A 17,776-nucleotide genomic window follows, 5' to 3' on the forward strand; every position below is an offset into this window, starting at 1 on the left:
GGTATTTCCGATGCTGTGCCATAATGGGCATGACAATTTTGTGATACATCTACCGTATGAGTACACCAGAGTTTGATGGGTATAAAGTAGACCATTTGTTTTTGCTGATTGGTGAGAATCCTTTACCTAACTATGTTGCAGCAAAAATGCTATTGAAGGAACATGGTAAACCTTACCTAGTTTTTAGCGAACGGACAGAAAAACCTGCGGAACGTCTTAAGGAGGAACTAGGTTTAAGCGACAACGAAATGGTTCCGTTGAATAATAATGAAGCTAATGCTTATGAAATAAAGAAGAGAATTAGAGAAAAAATTAAGGAAATTCAACGGGAAATTATATCTAAATATCCAGATAAAAACCAGTTTGGATTGAATTATACAGGTGGTACAAAAGCAATGGCTGTTCATGCCTATCAAGCGTTACTTACCCCTGATGATAACGACTCTAAAATTCAACTTAATCCTCCTCCTATTTTCAGCTACTTGGACTCTAGTAGTTTAAAAATGTTAGTTGATCACAGAGGTAATCCTATCCCTTTAAGGATACCAAAAAAGTCACTAGAATTATCGTTAGAAAAAGTTTTTAAGTTACATGGCTTATCTCTAAGTAAGCCACCTAAAATTTATGTGACTCTTCCAGAGGTTGTCAAAGTTATAATGGAAAATCATTTAGTATGGCAGAAATGGTGTCAAGCTCAAATTAGTCTTGAAGGAAGGAAAAAAGATGAAGTTAAACGAGTTAAAAGACAAGTTGAAATACCAGAAATACAAGAAACATCTAATATCCCAAATATTGTCGAGACGGAATTATATTTCAATTCTGGTAAATGGCAAAACGCAACTGAATTAAGGTCTTTATCATTACCTATTCAAGAATTACCAGAAGAAATAATATCTGTTTTTGATAAAAATAATTTTTTGGATAATAAAGGTCACTTATCGGTTCAAAAAATAGAAGAAGCACAACAACAAATAGAAGATAAATATAGAATTCCTAAACCTAAAGAAAAAAGAGAATATCCTTGCGACATATGTAAATGGCTTGAGGGAGGCTGGCTGGAAGATTATGTATTGCAACAATTAAAGCAAATTCAAATAGAATGCCTAGTTGATATTGATGATATTGGAATGTCATTTGATTTCCCAAAATCGAATAATGTAGAATTTGAATTTGACGTTGCATGTTTGCGAGGATATCAACTTTTTGCTATATCCTGTACGAGTAGTGATGATAGTGGTTTATGTAAATCTAAACTATTTGAAGCTTATTATCGAGCCCGTCAAATGGGGGGAGATGAAGCACGAGTTGCCTTAGTTTGCTGTTACCCTAAACCAAATGATATAAAAAAGCGCTTCATGAGTCAAGTTAATGATCCTAAAGTTCAGGTTTTTGGTAGTGAAGATATTTTGGACTTGTGCGAAAAACTCAAGACGTGGATTCAAAAGGTAGATGCATAATGAATAATTTAGTTGCCACAGTAATTGATACTACTGGAATACAAAAATACATTTTTGCTAGCAATCGCTTGCGTGAAAATATTGGCGGTTCATATTTGGTTCAAGTAGCGACAAATAAATGGGTTAAAGAATGCTTGAGGGAATTGCAAAAACTAGGTCAAGTTTATATTCCCGATGATGAAACGGAAGATTTTGAAGCACATATTGCTACAAATATAGAAATCATAGGTGAGTTCGTCTATGCAGGTGGTGGTAGTACAGTATTACTTTTCAGAACAGAAGAATATGCGAAAAATTTTACTAAACAATTAACCAAGAAAATACTACATGAGGCACCAGGATTAAATATTGTTATAGCCCATGAGGTTTTTGATTGGGATAATGACTCTCTTCAAGAAGTAATCGAGCGAAAATTAATCCAAGAAAAATTGGAAAACCAAAAGCGCAAACCAAAACCATCAATGCCAATATTAGGTTTAGCTGTTACAGCTACTTGTAATTCAACTGGATTAGTTGCTGTAGACCATAGTAAACGCTATGGTATCCCAGCGAATGATAGTTACTTGGTTTCTAGAGAGACAGTTGCTAAACTTAAAACAGTTGATAAAAAGCATGATGAGCTTGCCAATTTAGAACTTAAAGAAAGTATTTTCAAAGATTTAAATTTGGGTGATTACCAAATACCATATGACGTTGATGATTTAGGACGTTCGGAAGGTGATAGCAGCTATATTGCGATTGTTCATGCTGATGGGAACAGATTAGGGAGTCGCTTTCAGGATTATTTAAAAACTGCATCTGATAATGAAGATTGCATTATCAAAATGCGAAAATTTTCTCAAGCTGTAAATAATGCAGGAAAAAATGCTTTACGCGCGATCGCTGAAATTTTGTTAAATTTAATTACAATTGAAGACGAACGAGCAGTAATTAATTACATAGATACAAAGTCAGGAGAAATTATCAATAAGATAATTCTGCAAAAAAGAGATGAAAAAACTTATTTACCTTTTCGTCCTCTAGTATATGGAGGTGATGATATTACTTTTGTATGCGATGGACGTTTGGGATTATCTCTCGCTGCAAAATTATTAGATAAATTTGAGGAATTTACTAGTAATTTACCAGACAATAAAGATAAAGCAACTGCTTGTGCAGGTATTGCAATTGTGAAAACTCATTATCCTTTTGCTAAGGCTTATGCATTAAGTGAAGCACTATGTAGTCAGGCTAAAAAGTGGGTGAAAAAACAAACTAATGACTTTAAAAAACCAATATTTTCTGCTTTAGATTGGCATATTGCAGCTAGTGGACTAATTGGATTAATTAATGAGATTCGTAAACGAGAGTATGAAGTAAAACTTCCCGAATGGGATAAGGTAGCTTCTTTAGTAATGCGACCGATGCATTCAGGTTCATACGAAAATGAATGGCGTACATGGTCTAATTTTGCCGAAGTAGTTAATGAATTTAATACACACAAAGATTGGAAAGATAAGCGTAATAAAGTAATGCGATTGCGTGATGTACTGCGTCAAGGACATGAAGCAACAAAACAGTTTCGACACCTACACAGTCTTAAAAGCTTACCAAAATTTCCACAAGCTAATACTCAAGTGGGAGAGGAAGGTTGGTGGAATGGTGTTTGTGCTTACTTCGATGCAATTGAAGCAATGGAATTTTACATACCTTTAGGAGATTCAAGTGATGAGTAGCTACACCCTAAAAATAAAGTTGCTGAGTGATACAACATTTGGTCGTGGTGATGGAGTTGCGGGGTTAGTTGATCAAGAGGTAGAACATGATAGCTACGGATTTCCTTATTTACGAGGACGTACCTTAAAAGGGTTACTAAGTGAGGAATGCGATAACTTAGTTGCTGCAATACTAAATGATAATCAGCGCGAAAATTGGCAAAAAATTTCCGATCAATTGTTTGGTAATCCGGGTAGTACGCTTGATAATCAAGGGATTATGCATGTAGGTGATGCATGTTTAGCGAGTGATTTACGAACTGCGATCGCATTACAAATTGATGAGGAATCTGAAAAAAAACGTAAAAGATCTGCATATAAACCAAAGTTGACCAATATTGACATATTAGAATCCTTGACTACCGTCCGTCGTCAAACTGCAATTGACCCAGAAACAGGTTCTTCTGCTGAACGTAGTTTGCGATCAGCGCGTGTAGTTTTGCGTGAGTTATCTTTTGAGTCAACGCTTATATTTGAAAAAGAATTCAACACAGAAATAGAAGAATATCAAGATATTTTGACACTTTTAATAGTAGGTATACTGGCGTTAAGAAGGGTTGGAAGCGGACGAAATCGTGGTCGAGGTCATGTGCAGTGTACTTTATGGAATATGCAGCATGAAATTACTAGAGAAATTAGTTATATTCAACGTTTCGGAAGAGGAATATGAAAGCAATTACTTTTTTACTACATACACAGCAACCCATTCTCGCAACATCACTTCAAGGTGACCCTAATAGCGATGTTTCTTATGATTATATTTTGGGTAGCATGATTCGTGGAGCTTTGATTAGGCGATATTTAAAATCACCACAGAATAACATTAGAGAAACTGATGATATTTTAGATTATGAGCGGTTTCCTCAAATCAAGCGATTATTTTTTGATGCTTCTAAAACACGATACTTAAATGCTTACCCTGTTGCAAATAATCAGCAACGTGCTTTACCGGTACCGCTTTCTATATATATAAATAAAGGTGATGAATTATCAACAGAAGATTCTACAGATGTTTATGATTTTAGTAAGATTTCGGTTGATGAAAAGGAGGAATATTTACCAGATGATTTTTCTGCTAAGTTACTAAATGAAAATTTCTGTAATCTGGATGATGAAGAGATAATTGTTCATCGAGTTAAGCGGAGAATCAACATACATAACCAACGCGATCGCAAACGTGGAAAAGGTACTGATGGTAATGGTGCAGTATTCAGCTATGATGCTATAGATGCAAGGCAAACTTTTCAAGGAGTTATACTTTGTGACTCAGAAGAAGACAAACTTATTATTGAATCTTTACTAAAATCACAGGATATTTGGTTAGGTGGTTCTCAAAGTGCAGGTTACGGACATACAAGAATTGAATTAATTTCAAATGATAGTAATTGGTCGGAAGTTGCAATAAATTTAGATACCCGTCTTCCAAATAAAAAATTTATTACAATTACACTTCTTAGTGACACAATTTTAATTGATAATCATGGGCAATATTCGGCAGTTCCAGATATATTGCGTCAAAGCATTTCAAAAGCTTTAAAGTTAGATACAGAACTTGAATTTCTAGAAAATGCTATTTATGCTAGTAGCATCATTGTCGGAGGATTTAACCACAAATGGGGTCTACCTTTACCACAAACACCTGCTTTAGCTGCTGGAAGTGTATTTGTTTTTAAAAAAACTGGTATAGATTTAAAGCAATTACAAAAACTTGAAGAACAGGGAATTGGCGAACGTAGAGTCGAAGGCTTTGGACGCCTTGTCGTTAACTGGTTAGATGAAGATATAACTAAATATGAAGTTAAGTTAAGTACACCAGAAGCTGAAAACAAGCAAGATAATAATAAATCAGAATTACTCAGCCCAGATTCGCTCAAAATAGTAGAAAATATTGCCATAAGGATTATCAAAAAGAATCTTGATATTTTAATAACGAAAAGAGTTGGTAGTACAGAAATAAAGAAAGAAAATATTTCTAATAGCCAAATTTCAAGATTGATGATTATTACCAGACAGGCGTTATCTCAACTTGAACTAGAACGAACTAAACCTGAATCTCAGCGTAAGACCTTATTAGAATTATCAGAATCTATAAGTAGCTTACTAAATAATTTACCTTCTAATGCTCGTAGCCAATTTGAACGTACTCGTTTAAATACCGGTGAACGGTTGGATGAGCAAATACGTGAATGGCTCAAATCACCAAAAGGCTGGATAGAACGTGATTGGTGTAGCGATCAACAAACTGAAAATATGGTTGAGAATAATAAGCCATACATCAAAATTGCTAATGTGCCAAAAAGTCTTGATGATTACCTTGCATTAGAATATACATTTCGTTTAATTATCGCAATTACTAAAAAGAGTATAAAGGATAAAAATAATGATTGAAGTGCGCCATATTTCCAATCGCAATATTATTAAGCGAATAATTATACGTGGCAAATTAATTTTAAATACACCCACTTGTTTAGGTAGTGGGGATGCAGATAGTCCACTTGATTTGGCTTTACTAAGAGATAGCACTAGTAATCATGCTTTGTTAACAGGTTCATCTATCGCAGGAGCATTAAGAAACTATTTGCGTGAATACGACAGAGGTTATAATTTCAAGGACAACCGTAATGATATCGCAACTAAATTATTTGGAGATTTATTTGCTTATAAGAATGAAGAACAATTATCAGAAAATGAAAAGATACAACTTAGAGAAAAAGACAACCAAAGCCTTTTAATTATTGATGATGCTGTAAGTACAACTGCTATTCAAGCGGAAATTCGTGATGGAGTTAAAATTGATAGCATAACTAATACAGCAGCAAATAAAGCGAAGTATGATTTGGAATTATTAGAAGCTGGAACTGAGTTTAATTTAAATTTTGAGCTACTTATAGAACAAAATACTGAAGAAGATAAATTAATAAAAGCATTAGCAATAGCATTAAATGGATTGGAAGCAAAAGAAAACTCCATAAGCAGTAAAATGCGTCTAGGAATTAAAAAATATCGGGGTTTTGGTTGCTGTCATGTGGAAAAATGGCAAGTATGGCAATTTGATTTAAGAGACTACGAACAACGTATACAATGGCTAAATTTCCCACATTGGGAATCAGGTTTTTTAAATGATACTCATAACAATATCGCTGAGGCTTTGGGTGTATCGCTAGATTGGGAAGATAAAAGACAGCACATTACCATCACAGCTATATTTACCCTCGCAAGTCCTTTATTAATTCGCTCGGGACAAGCATCGACGGATAAAGCACCGGATGTTGTCCATCTCAAGTCACGACGCAATGGTAATTTGAAATCAATATTATCCGGTACAAGTTTAGCGGGTGTGTTGCGACATCGTGCGAAAAGGATAGTTAATACTATTGGTGTAAATATAAATATTGTTAGCGATATATTTGGCTTCGTTGGTGAAAATACCAAAAAAGCAAAAGCTAGCCGTTTAATTGTTGATGAAGTTGAAATTAATAACACTACAGATTTAGTCCAAAATCGGATTGCAATCGATAGATTTACAGGTGGAGCTTTGCATGGTGCGTTGTTCAACGAGCAACCTATTTTTGGAAATGATGAAACAAGTTTAGTTATCAAACTGGAATTGCGTCAACCAAAGCATTATGAAATTGGGTTACTACTTTTATTGCTCAAAGATTTATGGACTGGCGATTTACCTGTAGGTGGAACCAGTAGTATTGGACGAGGAAGGTTACAGGGAAAACGTGCAACTATTGAGTTTGGTGAGAGAAACTGGGTAATTGAACAAAAGTCAGTCAATGAACCTTTGATTATAGATAATGCTGAAGATTTAGAAACATTTGTTGCAGCTTTACATCAGGAGGTAACTGCTTGAATAAGCCAAAATGTGAACCTTTAGACATTCCAGCTAATTTTGATATCAAAACATGGTTGGAAGCACAAGCGAGTCAATACAAATTAAATTTTTTATTAGCACATGCTGAAGATGGAGTAATTTGGGGTAAATTTCAAGATGGAAATTTGATAACAGCAGATATAGCAGATAGTGTATTTTCTCAATTTGCCAGATTACGGAAATTAACATTACAGCAATGTCGAATTTTTGGTGAAAATTCTGAAGTGATGCTTTGGAAAACTGATGAGGGTTTTAAAGCGCGTCTTATTCAAGATGAAGAAAATACAGAATTTATTCCTGAAAATCAGATTCTTTGGGGTACACAAGCAGAAAAAATTAGCGATGGTTTTACTTTAGTATCGGATGGTTCGCAAGGTTTGTGCCATGCTGTACCTTTAGTTGATATTAATTTTGATGCCAATCAAAAATTATATCGTCCATTGCGTTTATGTGTTCGTCACTATATTAATGATGACAAAGAAACTGGTTTAGCTCGTATTGATTTAAGTCGCTTAGTTAATCTTACTACTGAAAAGGAGTTAGCGAATGCTTCCCAGACATCTAAATAATGTACCAGAGAATAGAAAAGCAATAGCACCTTATAATTTTGTAGAGTTACCAGATGATATTATTGAGGTAAAAGCTGAATCTCTACCTCAGCATAATGTTTATTATCCTGAATCAGAGAATCGATATACAGGTCGGATTCAATGTACACTGACAACTGAATCACCTTTATATATTCGTTGTGGATTAACTAAAGAAGAATTTGCATGTGGTACAGAATCAAAAGATTTACCTGATTTTTTCTATACAGAGATAGCTTCTAAAGCTAAAAAACCAGTTATCCCTGGTAGTAGCTTGCGGGGAATGCTCAGAAATTTAATCGAAATTACTACCTTCAGTAAAATAGAAGCTGTATCAGATCAACAACATTTTTTCTTTCGTGCGGTTGCTGCAAAAAAAGATGATCCATTAGGAAATGAATATAGAAAACTGGTAAAAAATGTTAAGGCTGGTTATTTAGTTCGTAAAGGAAGTAATTGGTATGTTCAACCAGCTAAAACTATTGATAAATCTTCATTCATTTGGGTGAACGAACGGGATTTGTCAAAAATTCAGACTTTAATTAAAATGAATCAACGAGAATATCGTCCACAATATATAAATGTAAGTTTTGGCGATACGTTCTTGAAAAGTCCGAGAAGATTTACCAAACAAGTAAGCGCTAACAAGAATTTATATCCTAATTTAGGAGTTATTGTTACCAGTGGTAATATGCTGGAGTCTTCTGATAGTTCCGAAAATCTTTATCGCCGCAACCATTGCATTGTTCCAGAAATCAATAATGATGTAGATAATATTAAAATTAATGATGATGCAATCCAGCACTATAGGAGTGCGTTAACTGACTTTCAGAAACAAGAACCTTTTGATCAAGATTTTGGGGTTTTGGAAGCAGGACGACCAATTTTTTATTGCGAACCTCAAAATGGACAGACAGAAGTAACTTTATTTGGTCATTGTCCAAACTTTCGCATTCCTTATTCTCCTTTGAGAGATGGAAAAGCAGCTTCAGCTTTTGACTTTATTCCTCAAAGTATTAGGAAATCCGAAAAATTTGATTTAGCTGATTCTATATTTGGATTTATTCGGCATCAAGATAAAGATTTACAGGAAAATTATGATGCAAAAAATTCAGAAAAATTAAAAGCTTTAGCTGGAAGGATTTTTATAGAAAATGGAATTTGTAAACAGACAGTTAATGAGGATATTTGGTTAACTGGTGATGTTGAGAATCCAATAACCCCAAAAATTCTCTCTAATCCTAAGCCAACAACATTTCAACATTACTTAGTTCAAACGAGTTCCGAAAAAATTCAGCTTAAGCATTACGCTAGCAAAGCACCACAAGAAAGCGAGCCTGGAGAAACAATTATTCGTGGTCATAAACTATATTGGCATAAACCAAATGTAAAACAAGAAGATATAGAAGAAGCTGATACAGATAAAATCAAAAAAGCCAATTCACAGTATACTCAAATTAAACCTATTAAACCAGGTGTTATATTTAAGTTTAATATCCATTTTGAAAATCTCAGCAACATTGAATTAGGTGCAATATTATGGATATTGAAAATAGCAGCAGACAATAAATATTGTCTATCTTTGGGTATGGGTAAGCCTTTAGGTATGGGTGCTGTTAAAATTGAACATCAGGTTTTGTTAAATACTCGTTCAGAGCGTTACTCAGGGTTATTTAATGGTAATCAGTGGTTAACTGGAGAAACAAATCAGAGCAATACTGCATCAAAATCTGAAGCTTGTATTAATGCTTTTGAGAAATACATTACTGATAATATTCATCCAGATGACCATCCAGAAGGATACAATGCCATCAAGTTAGATGAGATACCTCGAATTCAGATGCTTTTGTTGATGTTGCGCTGTGATAAACCACCATCAGCAAATGATACTCGTTACATGACTATTGATACTAAAGAATATGTAAATCGTCCAGTACTACCAACTCCATTTCAAGTCATGGGTGTTCCAGAACAAGATAAACGAAGGGTTCGGAATATTACTAATAGAGATTTACCAAAACCAAAAAAAGAAAATCCAGCGAAATTATCTCATAAATTTGTAGAAGGTCAAATTTTAGATGCAAAAGTTTCTCATATCAAGGGAATTGAAGTTACCTATCAATTAGTAGATGGAATAAAAAAAACTACAAAAGAGCATAAAAAAGCGGCTTTTTTGGAAGAAGGACAGGATGTCAAAGTCAGAATTACTGCTTTAAAGGATGACGGTAGTATCAAAAATGTCAAATATCATGAGTAACGACACTCAAATTGCGATCGCACATCTGTTCCATACCCTCACTACCCATCATCCCTACAACTTCCAAATCCAAGCGATCGCACGCATCCTCAACCATGATGATACCATCCTGCGCGCACCTACGGGTTCGGGGAAAACTGAAACCGCGATCGCACCTTTTTTATTTGCCAAAACTTTGAATCGCGATTTTCCCAATAAGCTGATTTATGTTGTACCTCTGCGTACCTTGGCTAATAGTCTGCGTCAGCGAGTAGAGGGATTAGTTACAAACTGGAAAAGGCTTTATCCCTCATCTGGTAACTTGGTGGTGACTTTACAAACAGGGGAAAACCCCGAAGATCCACGGTTTGAGGGTGACATTATTTTCTGTACAATTGACCAGTTATTGAGCAGCTTTTTAAATATTCCTTATTCTGTTGGTCGTGGTTCTGCAAATGTGAATGCTGGAGTAGTATTTGCATCTTATTTGGTGTTTGATGAATTACATTTACTCGACCCAGAACGCTCTTTTACTACTGTTTTAAAGGTGTTGCAACAAGTTAAAGGAATTTCACCTTGTTTATTAATGACTGCAACTTTAACAGATGAGCTTGCAAGTCAAATTCAAAAAATAATTGCCGAGTAAATATAAAATTTATCCTCACATCATGGAAATTGTTCGCGTTGAAGACTCTGATTTAAAAGTAATTGAGGCTAATCGCTGTCGAGTTTTTCGTGCTATGTCGCTACCTCTGAACGCGCAAGTTATTTGGGATGATATTTATGCCAAGCAACGGCAGCGAGTTATGATTATTTGTAACACTGTCTCTCAAGCACAAGGAATTTATCGCGATCTGTCAAGTTTAAATCACGATTGGGAGTTAAATATTACCCTACTGCACGCCAGATTTTTACCTGAACATCGCGCTAATAAAGAAAATTATTTAACAAATATATTTGCAGAAAATTGGCAAAATAACAACGATAATACTTGTCAAGTTTTGATTTCTACTCAGGTAATTGAAGCGGGAATTAATATTACTTGTGAAGTTTTGCATACACAACTTTGTCCGATGAATTCTCTGTTACAACGTGCTGGACGTTGTGCGAGGTTTTCAGGGGAAAGTGGCGAGGTTTTTGTCTATAGAAATGTGGAAATTAATCAAAAGAATCAGGTATTAGCTAATACTGATTTATTTGATTGGGAAGATGCTGATGTTGAAAAGTTAGAATCTGAAAAGATTGAGATCACTAAGCCCAAGGAAAGCTTTTTACCCTATAAAAAAGAAATATGTGAATTGACTTGGCAAGTTTTGCAAGCACATACAGAATCGGAAAATGTAAATCATCACGTTGGTTTTAGAATTGAAGAAGAATGGATTAATTTAGTTCATGCTGAGGAAGATTCGTTGTTTCTCAAACGCAGAAATAACAGTCAAATGGAGTTTGAAAGTAGATTTGCTGATGCTATTTTTAGAGGTGATGAATCTGCGGCGAGTGATTTGATTCGCAAGGTAGATAATCGCAATATTTTTACTTGGAGTGAATCAGGTTTAATTGATTGCGATGATGGGCAAGAAATTGATATACAAAAATTACTGCCTTTTTCTGTGCCAATTTCTACCCTTTGTAAAGCTTGGCGAGAGTTTCAAGAAAGTTTAGCTTTTGGGGATGATTGGATTTTTAAACGGATTGAAACCCCAAAAAATAAATCACAAACTTACAGTCAGCCTGTGCTGAGTTCTATAACTTCCCGTGACTTTTTGATTGGGTGTTATCGGATTTTGGTAAATAACCGCTATATTTACTATGATGAGGAAATTGGCTTACAAATAGGAGTGAATATCCCAGGAAATAGGTTTAACTCTCCACTCAAAAAAGAGAAAATTATTGCCAGTCAATACCGCTATCGGATGGATAATTATGTAGGTCATTTGGTTTTAATGTGGAAATGTTGGCGAGATAATTTTTCTACAAAAATTCTCAAAAATGGTGAAGTTATAGATATTAATTATCGCAGCGTTCGCGATGAGTTATTAGTTGCTGGTGGTAAGTTTATCAAAGCCAAAATTTTACCCCAAGCAGAAGTCAATGAAGCTGAAGCTTTGTTTGAGATTTTAGTATTTTTAGCAATATTTACCCATGATTTAGGGAAATTACAAGTAAAATGGCAGCAGGTAATGAGAGAATGGCAGAAAATTGCCAAGAATTTTGGAGGTAAAAATCCTCGCCAATATTTGCTAGCACATACCGATTACAATCCTGAAGATGAAGTACAAAAAGCTGCTTTGAAGGCGTTTGAAAAGAAAAATCAGCGTCCTAATCATGCGGTTGAAAGTGCTTTTTTAGCACGAGAGATTCTACATAAATCTTTAATTCCTCTACTTCAGGAGCATTTTACAGAAGATACTGAGCAAATTAAATACTTTGGTTGTGTGGTAATTATGGCTGCTGGTCGTCATCATTCTGCTTGGGCGAGGGGTTTTGAAAGTAATGATGTGGCTAAGTTAAAGCAGATTGAATTATCTCCAAAATCACAGCAGGCAATTGCAGATAGCTGGCGATGTATGACAAAATTTTTACCTGAATTTTTGCCTTTATCGGAGGGAAATTTGAGTCGTAATGTTTACCAGCTTAAAGAGTTGGATTTGAATGAGTTTTTTACTATTGATGAGGTGGAATTTTTACAGCTTTATTCTTTGGTTGTACGTGCTTTGCGGTTGTGTGACCAAAGGTCTGTACAATTTTAGGTGAGGGGCATGGGGCATTGGGCATTGGGCATTGGGCATTAGGCATTGGGCATGGGGCATTGGGCATTGGGCATTGGGCATGGCGGTGCCAATGCCCCTACTAACTTGCAATTCGCTGTATTTTCTCCAAAGGTCTGGACATTGTTGGAGAATACCCGTATGATGATGCTATTAAATTGATGTTTGGCAAACCGAAGCGGGGGCTAAAACCTGGGGGGTTCTGCCAAAATCGCCAGAACCTTGACAAGTTAATAGTTACAGCGTTTGGAGAATTGCGACAAATAGGAATTTGTTGCAATAAGCGAGGCTGAAATGAGGTCATTTTTGAGGTCTGCCAAATTTGCTTGTGGAATCCTTGCTCTGTAAGGGTTTCAGGCGGCGGTCTTGAAATGCAGCGAATCCCGGCAACGGGATTGAAACTAGCCCGCATATAGTCATCTACGGGCATCCCAATTAACTTGAAATGCAGCGAATCCCGGCAACGGGATTGAAACATTTCTGGCATTGTGATTGGGTCAAGGCTGGCAATTCCTTGAAATGCAGCGAATCCCGGCAACGGGATTGAAACGATGATATGCTTTATGTTTGTATATCATCCACTAGCCTTGAAATGCAGCGAATCCCGGCAACGGGATTGAAACTTCGTGAGGGAATGACAAGCACTGGTGTAGAACAAGCTTGAAATGCAGCGAATCCCGGCAACGGGATTGAAACCAGCGTTATTAATTCAGGTATTTTTGCTCAAGAATCTTGAAATGCAGCGAATCCCGGCAACGGGATTGAAACATTGAATAAATTGAAAGCCGCCGCCGCCGCCGCTTCTTGAAATGCAGCGAATCCCGGCAACGGGATTGAAACTTGCAAAGACAAATTGGCGCAGCCGAAGACCAACTCAAACTTGAAATGCAGCGAATCCCGGCAACGGGATTGAAACCTTGTTTCATATTTAAGTGGTTGAATTTTTGCGCCCCGAACTTGAAATGCAGCGAATCCCGGCAACGGGATTGAAACCTGATTTATTTAATTTTGCGGCAACACAGGACTGGCTTGAAATGCAGCGAATCCCGGCAACGGGATTGAAACATTAGCGACAACGTCATACATTTCGCAGGCGCTAGCTTGAAATGCAGCGAATCCCGGCAACGGGATTGAAACCTTCATCCAGATCTAAGGAGTACTGGGCTTCCCAGTCTTGAAATGCAGCGAATCCCGGCAACGGGATTGAAACCTATTTTTAATTGTCCTAATCCTTATCCTTCTGGGGCTTGAAATGCAGCGAATCCCGGCAACGGGATTGAAACTCCGCGATCGCGTTAATGCACCAGAAAATTTTACACTTGAAATGCAGCGAATCCCGGCAACGGGATTGAAACGACTACAATTTTCAAAAACTACTAAAATGCTTGAACTTGAAATGCAGCGAATCCCGGCAACGGGATTGAAACTTACGCCATTATCACAACAGATTAAAGACCAAGCGACTCTTGAAATGCAGCGAATCCCGGCAACGGGATTGAAACGACTGCACACATTCAGAAAAAGTTTCAAAGTTTAACCTTGAAATGCAGCGAATCCCGGCAACGGGATTGAAACCTAATGATTCCACTAGTTGTGGCAGATTCATGGAACTTGAAATGCAGCGAATCCCGGCAACGGGATTGAAACGATACTAGTAGACATAGAGGGCAAACAAAAAGCGATCGCTTGAAATGCAGCGAATCCCGGCAACGGGATTGAAACTGAGTAGATTTCCTAACACTACTAGATTATGGAATAACTTGAAATGCAGCGAATCCCGGCAACGGGATTGAAACTTTCTATCTTGAGCGATATGTTTTGATAGCCCTTGTGCTTGAAATGCAGCGAATCCCGGCAACGGGATTGAAACAACCAATCGGCAGTGAAGTTGGCGCGACCACTGCGACTTGAAATGCAGCGAATCCCGGCAACGGGATTGAAACGCTAAACGGCTAAGACGGTTTAGAGCGGGTACGTACTTGAAATGCAGCGAATCCCGGCAACGGGATTGAAACACTTTACCTGATTACGACGGCAGCGATCTGATTCGCTTGAAATGCAGCGAATCCCGGCAACGGGATTGAAACAGTTTTTATCGCGCTTCGCTCTTTCTTCTGCATTGGCTTGAAATGCAGCGAATCCCGGCAACGGGATTGAAACGTCAAAGGATTCGGGCATCAACCGAGACATTACCACTCTTGAAATGCAGCGAATCCCGGCAACGGGATTGAAACATGAAGCGGAAAGATATTTCACTGGAACTAGCCAACTTGAAATGCAGCGAATCCCGGCAACGGGATTGAAACTCCTCTAAGAATTTTTTCTTGTCCTGTTCTAACTCACTTGAAATGCAGCGAATCCCGGCAACGGGATTGAAACAAAACAGAAGTTTAGCACTTAATCGGAGGTTATTCTCCTTGAAATGCAGCGAATCCCGGCAACGGGATTGAAACTCGCAGCAGAAAAAACTCAAACATCCGATTTATCAGACTTGAAATGCAGCGAATCCCAGCAACGGGATTGAAACCAAATATTAAGCAACGCCAAAGCTTGTGTATTGACGCATATAGGGAGCTTGGAAACCAAGAATAATCTCTTGTTTAGGAATTCCCATTGCAACCAATTCCTGAGCGATTTGTATTTCGGTACTATTGTGTTGCACCCAAATTTTGCCATCGATTATGTCTAGATGTAAAACACAGCCATGTACGCGGCGATGTCCAACCCAACCGACACTCATAATTTGATAGCGATCGCGTTCTGTATCAAATATAAGTTGGCAATCAACTTCGCCATTAGCAATCGGAACGCTAGCATACTCAGTCAAAATTTTTTTAATTGCTACTCTATATTGATCTAATTTATCCATTGAGTAATCACCTCGTCGATTGGATCGTAGACAATGCGCTTAATTTGATAGCGTTCTAATGATAGTTGATTTGAACCTAGCTTTTTGCGATAAACCGGGAGCATCCCAAATGTGCAAAAACGCCCTCACCCTATAAGGGTGGGGCTAGAAATGCGAAGCCTGCCTACCCTTCGGGAACGTCTTCGACGAACGCAGGCTAAAAGTTTGATAGCCTGCGAAGGCAGGCTTTGTTGGTATAGCAATACCCTTCTAGGGTATTGCGTCAAAATTGGGATGCTCCCGATAAACCAATATTGGAATACCCCTCTTCCAACCCTATGCTATAAATAATTCAGCACATAACACATGGCTTCACGCCACATGATAAAGCAACTATTCATTACCAAGACATACAGTAATTATGTTGATATATTTTTGGTGTTGGGTTTAGCGTATCTTGCCGAATATGCTTTGCAAGCAACTAAGCAAAAAAGCGCAATACAACTGATTGATAAGGGTACAGCTTACATCATCCAATTTAAACAGCCAATCAACTTAGAAGCGATCGCTAAACTTAATTACTCAGATCCATTTTTCCCAGTCAAAGGACAAAAAACTGATACCAGTAAAATTCCCGCAGAAGTTAAACTGTTTGACACAGTTGAACATACCCAGACGCGCAAGGTTTATCGAGATTTTCTGTTTCACAACCGAGGAAAAAGCGAAAATCTTGAAGAAACACCGAAACCACCAGATTCCAGAACCCAGAATGGTGTGATTCTCACACAAATGCGGTGCGATCGCAATCATAATGATTTGTGGTTGGGTAGTTGGGAACTGCGAGATAATTACGGTGCTTTACTAGCCGCATTATTTCAAGGTTTTAGCCAAGAAAATACCACAATTCAACAAATTACCTCATTATTTCACAAAGCAACGGGTTGTAAGTTACCCAGTATGGCGAGTGCTGTCAAGGTTTATTTACCTACCTCAGTTCAAGGAGTCAACCGAGTCAAAGCAGACAGCAACAAAGTAGATTCACAAAAAGCCGATTGGTTGAGTTTGTGGTTAATTGCGACGGGATTATTTCATTTTGCGATCGCCGAACGAGTTAAAATTAGCGATCGCGTCTTCGATTGGCGAGTTGTAGCGTTACAGCCTCAAGATATATCATTCAGTAAATATCAGGATATACTCAAGCGGCTATTAGTATATAATCCCCCCAGTGGCGGTCATGGTATCGCCCGATTTGATGCCGAATTGGTATTACGCTTTTGTCAAGAATTGCTCAATCATCACCAAGCTTTAGGAAATCGGGAAACCGCAGCATCAGAAGATGATTTTGATATTTGGAATAAACCTGTAAACTACTTTGTCAGCAACTTTGCGGGGACTCATTTCGGTTCCAAGGGACAAGTTTACGGAGTCAAAGAACTCTTTAGCTTGGGACTACCAACTTGGATACATCCCCACAACAGTGAGGAATTGTACAGCTTCCAGAGCATTTTAGCAGAACATCTCAAAATAGTGCGATCGCTTTCCCTTGATGAAGGCAACAGCGAATTACTCACAGCTTATCGAGATTTTATTACTAGTAATGATTTGTACCAATTTTTCCGCTTCCAAGTCAGCTATGCGGATTATGTGACAAAAAAACTAGCCGATGTTAATTCTAGAATTGTCTTATTTTCCAAACAGGGAATCGATATAATGGTCAAAAATTTGCAGACAAAACTCCGTCAAAATGACCAAGATTGGCAATTAACAGAAATCACCGAAAACCCCGGATTTTTAAATATTGCTAAAGCCATAAATAGCGCCACCGTCTATGCTGGAACCATCCGCGACAAAGAGGGAAAAGCCAAAGAGACAGGCTGGGAAAGAATTTATGGATTAGCACAGCGTTTAACTGCTCAATCAGGTTCCAAAAAAGATTTTATCATTGAAATTAGTTCATTTTTAGCAAGTTATGAAAATGAAAACCTACGCATAGACGACGAATTAAGAAAACAAAAGAAACCTCGCCGCATCTGGACAACAAAATCTGACTTAGATAGCCTAATTCACCTCGTTGATAAACACGGTTCCAGCCTAGTCGCCAACCTGTTAATAGCCTACGGATATGCTAAAGGATGGGGTAAAAGCCAAGAACCAAATACTACAGAACAAGAACCCGATGAAATCGATACAACCGAAAATATCGACAACGAAACAGAAGCCGCATAATCCTCTTCTCTTCCCTTTGC

At 37.4% G+C, this 17,776-nt stretch carries 11 protein-coding genes and 1 CRISPR repeat array; of the genes, 10 read left to right on the forward strand and 1 reads right to left on the reverse strand.

The annotated features are described in order from the left end of the window. Nucleotides 1-56: 56 nt before the first annotated feature. Genes AACW45_RS22420 through cas3 form a run of 9 tightly spaced genes read left to right on the forward strand, consistent with a single transcriptional unit; the run spans nt 57 to nt 12,664 of the window. Entirely contained in the window at nt 57-1,457 is a 1,401-nt protein-coding gene (locus AACW45_RS22420) for a Card1-like endonuclease domain-containing protein (RefSeq protein ID WP_190634915.1), read from the forward strand. After that, nucleotides 1,415-3,172, forward strand: coding sequence for a Cas10/Cmr2 second palm domain-containing protein (locus tag AACW45_RS22425; RefSeq protein WP_313933798.1), 1,758 nt, complete (start codon nt 1,415-1,417; stop codon nt 3,170-3,172). Before AACW45_RS22420 ends, AACW45_RS22425 begins: the two co-directional genes overlap by 43 nt. Beyond that, nucleotides 3,165-3,881, forward strand: a complete 717-nt coding sequence (locus AACW45_RS22430; RefSeq protein WP_190634918.1) for an RAMP superfamily CRISPR-associated protein — start codon at nt 3,165-3,167, stop codon at nt 3,879-3,881. The genes AACW45_RS22425 and AACW45_RS22430 overlap by 8 nt, the downstream gene beginning before the upstream one ends. Further along, a complete protein-coding gene (locus AACW45_RS22435; protein WP_190634920.1) occupies nt 3,878-5,599 on the forward strand; it encodes an RAMP superfamily CRISPR-associated protein in 1,722 nt (573 codons plus the stop codon). The genes AACW45_RS22430 and AACW45_RS22435 overlap by 4 nt, the downstream gene beginning before the upstream one ends. Continuing rightward, on the forward strand, nt 5,592-7,070 hold the full coding sequence (locus tag AACW45_RS22440; protein ID WP_190634922.1) for an RAMP superfamily CRISPR-associated protein: 1,479 nt from the start codon (nt 5,592-5,594) through the stop codon (nt 7,068-7,070). Before AACW45_RS22435 ends, AACW45_RS22440 begins: the two co-directional genes overlap by 8 nt. Beyond that, on the forward strand, nt 7,067-7,660 hold the full coding sequence (gene csx19 / locus AACW45_RS22445; protein WP_190634924.1) for a type III-D CRISPR-associated protein Csx19: 594 nt from the start codon (nt 7,067-7,069) through the stop codon (nt 7,658-7,660). The genes AACW45_RS22440 and csx19 overlap by 4 nt, the downstream gene beginning before the upstream one ends. After that, complete coding sequence (locus tag AACW45_RS22450; protein WP_190634926.1) at nt 7,638-9,935, forward strand: TIGR03986 family type III CRISPR-associated RAMP protein; 2,298 nt, start codon at nt 7,638-7,640, stop codon at nt 9,933-9,935. Before csx19 ends, AACW45_RS22450 begins: the two co-directional genes overlap by 23 nt. Further along, nucleotides 9,928-10,560 carry a DEAD/DEAH box helicase family protein gene (locus tag AACW45_RS22455; RefSeq protein WP_190634928.1) on the forward strand — a complete coding sequence of 211 codons (633 nt, stop codon included), beginning with the start codon at nt 9,928-9,930 and terminating at the stop codon, nt 10,558-10,560. The genes AACW45_RS22450 and AACW45_RS22455 overlap by 8 nt, the downstream gene beginning before the upstream one ends. Continuing rightward, a complete protein-coding gene (gene cas3, locus AACW45_RS22460) occupies nt 10,550-12,664 on the forward strand; it encodes a CRISPR-associated helicase Cas3' (protein WP_339385084.1) in 2,115 nt (704 codons plus the stop codon). Before AACW45_RS22455 ends, cas3 begins: the two co-directional genes overlap by 11 nt. A gap of 383 nt (nt 12,665-13,047) precedes the next feature. Further along, nucleotides 13,048-15,209: direct repeats of the CRISPR family, unit length 37 nt; unit sequence CTTGAAATGCAGCGAATCCCGGCAACGGGATTGAAAC. Between the two features lie 6 nt (nt 15,210-15,215). Here the strand turns inward: cas3 and AACW45_RS22465 are convergent. Next, nucleotides 15,216-15,551: a XisI protein gene (locus AACW45_RS22465; RefSeq protein WP_190634931.1), complete on the reverse strand. Its 336-nt coding sequence runs from the start codon at nt 15,549-15,551 to the stop codon at nt 15,216-15,218. 345 nt (nt 15,552-15,896) lie between these two features. Here AACW45_RS22465 and AACW45_RS22470 point away from each other — a divergent pair, with 345 nt between their 5' ends. Next, nucleotides 15,897-17,756, forward strand: a complete 1,860-nt coding sequence (locus AACW45_RS22470; RefSeq protein ID WP_190634933.1) for a hypothetical protein — start codon at nt 15,897-15,899, stop codon at nt 17,754-17,756. The last annotated feature ends 20 nt before the right edge of the window (nt 17,757-17,776 follow it).

The organism is Calothrix sp. FACHB-168 (genome assembly GCF_963889195.1).
Classification (GTDB): Bacteria; Cyanobacteriota; Cyanobacteriia; order Cyanobacteriales; family Nostocaceae; genus Aulosira; species Aulosira anomala_A.

What these genes read in the sequence shown, in the direction of transcription:
- AACW45_RS22420 (WP_190634915.1), top strand. Translation starts at nt 57, where the DNA reads ATGAGTACACCAGAGTTTGATGGGTATAAAGTAGACCATTTGTTTTTG.
- AACW45_RS22430 (WP_190634918.1), top strand. Translation starts at nt 3,165, where the DNA reads ATGAGTAGCTACACCCTAAAAATAAAGTTGCTGAGTGATACAACATTT.
- AACW45_RS22435 (WP_190634920.1), top strand. Translation starts at nt 3,878, where the DNA reads ATGAAAGCAATTACTTTTTTACTACATACACAGCAACCCATTCTCGCA.
- AACW45_RS22440 (WP_190634922.1), top strand. Translation starts at nt 5,592, where the DNA reads ATGATTGAAGTGCGCCATATTTCCAATCGCAATATTATTAAGCGAATA.
- AACW45_RS22450 (WP_190634926.1), top strand. Translation starts at nt 7,638, where the DNA reads ATGCTTCCCAGACATCTAAATAATGTACCAGAGAATAGAAAAGCAATA.
- AACW45_RS22455 (WP_190634928.1), top strand. Translation starts at nt 9,928, where the DNA reads ATGAGTAACGACACTCAAATTGCGATCGCACATCTGTTCCATACCCTC.
- AACW45_RS22465 (WP_190634931.1), bottom strand. Translation starts at nt 15,551, where the DNA reads ATGGATAAATTAGATCAATATAGAGTAGCAATTAAAAAAATTTTGACT.
- AACW45_RS22470 (WP_190634933.1), top strand. Translation starts at nt 15,897, where the DNA reads ATGGCTTCACGCCACATGATAAAGCAACTATTCATTACCAAGACATAC.